Raw genomic sequence first — 2,691 nt, 5'->3', positions numbered from 1 at the left:
GCATAGCACCAGGGCACGGCAGGGCGACAGTCCGGTACCTCTGTTGAGAGTTACTGGAAGCCGATCGCGTCGACATTGCCGGTTGGGCAGCCGGCCTTGTTGGTCGGCACCGAAGCCAGCAGCAGGTCCTTGAGCGCGCTGTTCGGGCCGATCGGACCGGCGAGGCCGAGCGTCAGTTCGCCGATCAGCCGCCTGCCGCTCGACGGATCGATGACACAGGACACACGCACCCGGTCGCCTGCCCCCGCGCCGAAGGCAGTGTCGAAAGCGCCGCGAATCTGGTCCGCCGTCAGCTTGCCGCCGATGTTCTTGGCAAAGAGATCGCGCACCGGCGAGCTGTTCACCGCGCGCATCAGGTTGAGCGCGTCGGAGAAATAGTCCTGCTGGCTCTTGCCGTAGCAGGTGCCGTGCTTGATCCATTCATGCCGCTCGAGGTGGGAGGCCGTTCCAGGCATCACCTGATCGAGCTCCGTGCGGGTGTTGGCGTCCAGATTGACCGGCGGCAGGTCTTTCCAGTGGGCCGGATTGTCGTTGGCCTTGTCGCTCGCCGTCGCCTGGCAATAGAAATTGCCGTTCGGCTGCGGCCACAACCCATGCAAGGTGAAATGCGTCGCGTCGAAATCACCGGCGTTCTGCGCCTTGCATTCGGTCTTGTTCGACTTTGTCTCGCAAAACGCCGGCTGCCAGCTCAGCGCGAAGACGTATTCGGGTTTTCCCGACGCCGCCGGCTTGCCTTGGCCGTCAGGTGCGGCCGGCACGGTCGCCGCGCTGCTGCCGGAAACATGGCCGCAACTGACCTTCACCCAGCGGCGCTCCGGATCGGCGCCCGGCACCAGGATAAGGTAGTGCGTCGGCGCATCCTTGTTGCCGGCAAGCAGCTGGTAGCTCTTCCCGGCATCGGTCGAGACATTGCCGGGGTTCTTGCCGTTCTTGATCGCTTGCGTCGCCGGACAGGCAGCGTCGGCGACGAAGCTGCCGCTCATCTTGACGTCGGCACGCGCCGCCCCGGCCAGCGACGCCGCCAGCATGGCCAATCCGAAAATGACAGCACTACGCATGGAAAATCCCCGGCTGGACAAGTGGGCGACAGACTGAAGCTGTCTCCATGTCAGAATTGCGATATTTTGCTGGCCAAACGCAAGAAACATCGTCGCGAAAAGCGGGTTTGCCGGATTGACGCATAATGTGGGCCGGCGCAAACAAAGCCAACGACGATAATGCAAGGGCGGGACCAGGCGGCATGTCATTCAGCCAGCAGCGCGTGGTTGCCTCGCCGACCGGTGCCGAGCTCAATCTTTTCGTCAGGCAGGCCGACGGCCGGGCACGCGCCGTCGTCCAGATCAATCATGGATTGGCCGAGCACGCAGCGCGCTATGCCCGCTTTGCCGATTTTCTTGGCTCCCGCGGCTTCCACGTCTATGTCCACGATCATCGCGGCCATGGCGCGACCAAAGCCCCCGACGCGCCGCTCGGCAGATTTGCCGACAGGGATGGCCCCGCCAAGGTGATCGCCGATATCGGCGCCATCCATGACCTCATCGCCAGCGAACAGCCAAACAGACCGGTCATCCTGTTTGGTCATTCGATGGGCGCATCCGTGGCGTTGAATTTCCTTTTAAGTCATTCGCCCCGCGTCCATGCCGCCGCGATCTGGAACGGCAATTTCTCTCAAGGCCTGCTCGGGCAGGTGGCGCTGGGCGTCCTTGCCTGGGAGAGAATGCGGCTCGGCTCCGACGTGCCATCGCGTCTGCTGCCGAAGCTCACCTTCCAGGCTTGGGGCAAGGCGGTGCCCAACCACCGCACATTGTTCGACTGGCTGTCGCGCGACGAGGCGGAAGTGGCGAAATACATCGCCGATCCGCTCTGCGGCTGGGATGCTTCGGTGTCGATGTGGCGCGACGTCGTCGGCATGGCGCTGAACGGCGGCAAGGATGCCGGCTTTGCCGGTATCCGACGCGACCTGCCCATCAGCATCGTCGGCGGCGAAAGGGATCCCGCCTCGGATTATGGCAAAGGGATCACGCATCTTGCCAGCCGCATGCGCGCCATGGGCTTTTCGAATCTGGTTTCAAAGGTTTACGCCGACACCCGCCACGAAAGCCTGAACGAGGTGAATCGCGACATGATCATGGATGATTTCGCCATTTGGGCCGACGAAGTCCTCAAAGCGTGACGGATTGGCCCATTGCAAGAGCCGTGACAGCCGTTGCAGGGCTTGATAGAGGCTCTGGTTTCGCAGCAATCACGGTGATTGCGGCAATCACGGTGATTCATGGCTGAGCCCCCGCTGAAAGGCGTCCGCGTCGTCGAACTCGCCCGCATCCTTGCCGGGCCATGGGCCGGGCAGTTGCTCGCCGATCTCGGCGCCGATGTCATCAAGGTCGAGAGCCCCGATGGCGGCGACGACACCCGCAAATGGGGCCCGCCCTTCGTCATGGGCAAGGACGGCGAGAACCTGTCGGCCGCCTATTACCATTCCTGCAATCGCGGCAAGCGCTCCATCGCCATCGATTTCTCGACGCCGGAAGGCGCGGAGACCGTGCGCCGGCTGGTCGCCACCTCGGACGTGCTGATCGAGAACTTCAAGCTCGGCGGCTTGAAGAAATACGGCCTCGACTATGACAGCCTGCGCCAGATCAACCCGCGCCTCGTCTATTGCTCGATCACCGGCTTCGGTCAGGACGGACCCTA

Annotated in this window: 3 protein-coding genes; 2 read left to right on the top strand and 1 reads right to left on the bottom strand. The window is 63.1% G+C overall.

The genetic code is table 11. The annotated features are described in order from the left end of the window. Window positions 1-50: 50 nt before the first annotated feature. Window positions 51-1,058: a ribonuclease T2 family protein gene (locus EN939_RS28830; protein ID WP_127271103.1), complete on the bottom strand. Its 1,008-nt coding sequence runs from the start codon at window positions 1,056-1,058 to the stop codon at window positions 51-53. Window positions 1,059-1,240: 182 nt separating this feature from the next. Between EN939_RS28830 and EN939_RS28825 the strand changes: the two genes are divergently transcribed. Beyond that, entirely contained in the window at window positions 1,241-2,173 is a 933-nt protein-coding gene (locus tag EN939_RS28825) for an alpha/beta fold hydrolase (RefSeq protein ID WP_127271101.1), read from the top strand. 99 nt (window positions 2,174-2,272) lie between these two features. After that, window positions 2,273-2,691: CaiB/BaiF CoA transferase family protein (locus EN939_RS28820; protein ID WP_164751302.1), on the top strand; the 419-nt coding region annotated here is incomplete at its 3' end.

Origin of the sequence: Mesorhizobium sp. M7A.F.Ca.CA.002.05.1.1, from assembly GCF_003998335.1 — a bacterium.
Taxonomy (GTDB): Bacteria; Pseudomonadota; Alphaproteobacteria; order Rhizobiales; family Rhizobiaceae; genus Mesorhizobium.
This window is presented reverse-complemented; position numbering and strand designations above follow the sequence as displayed.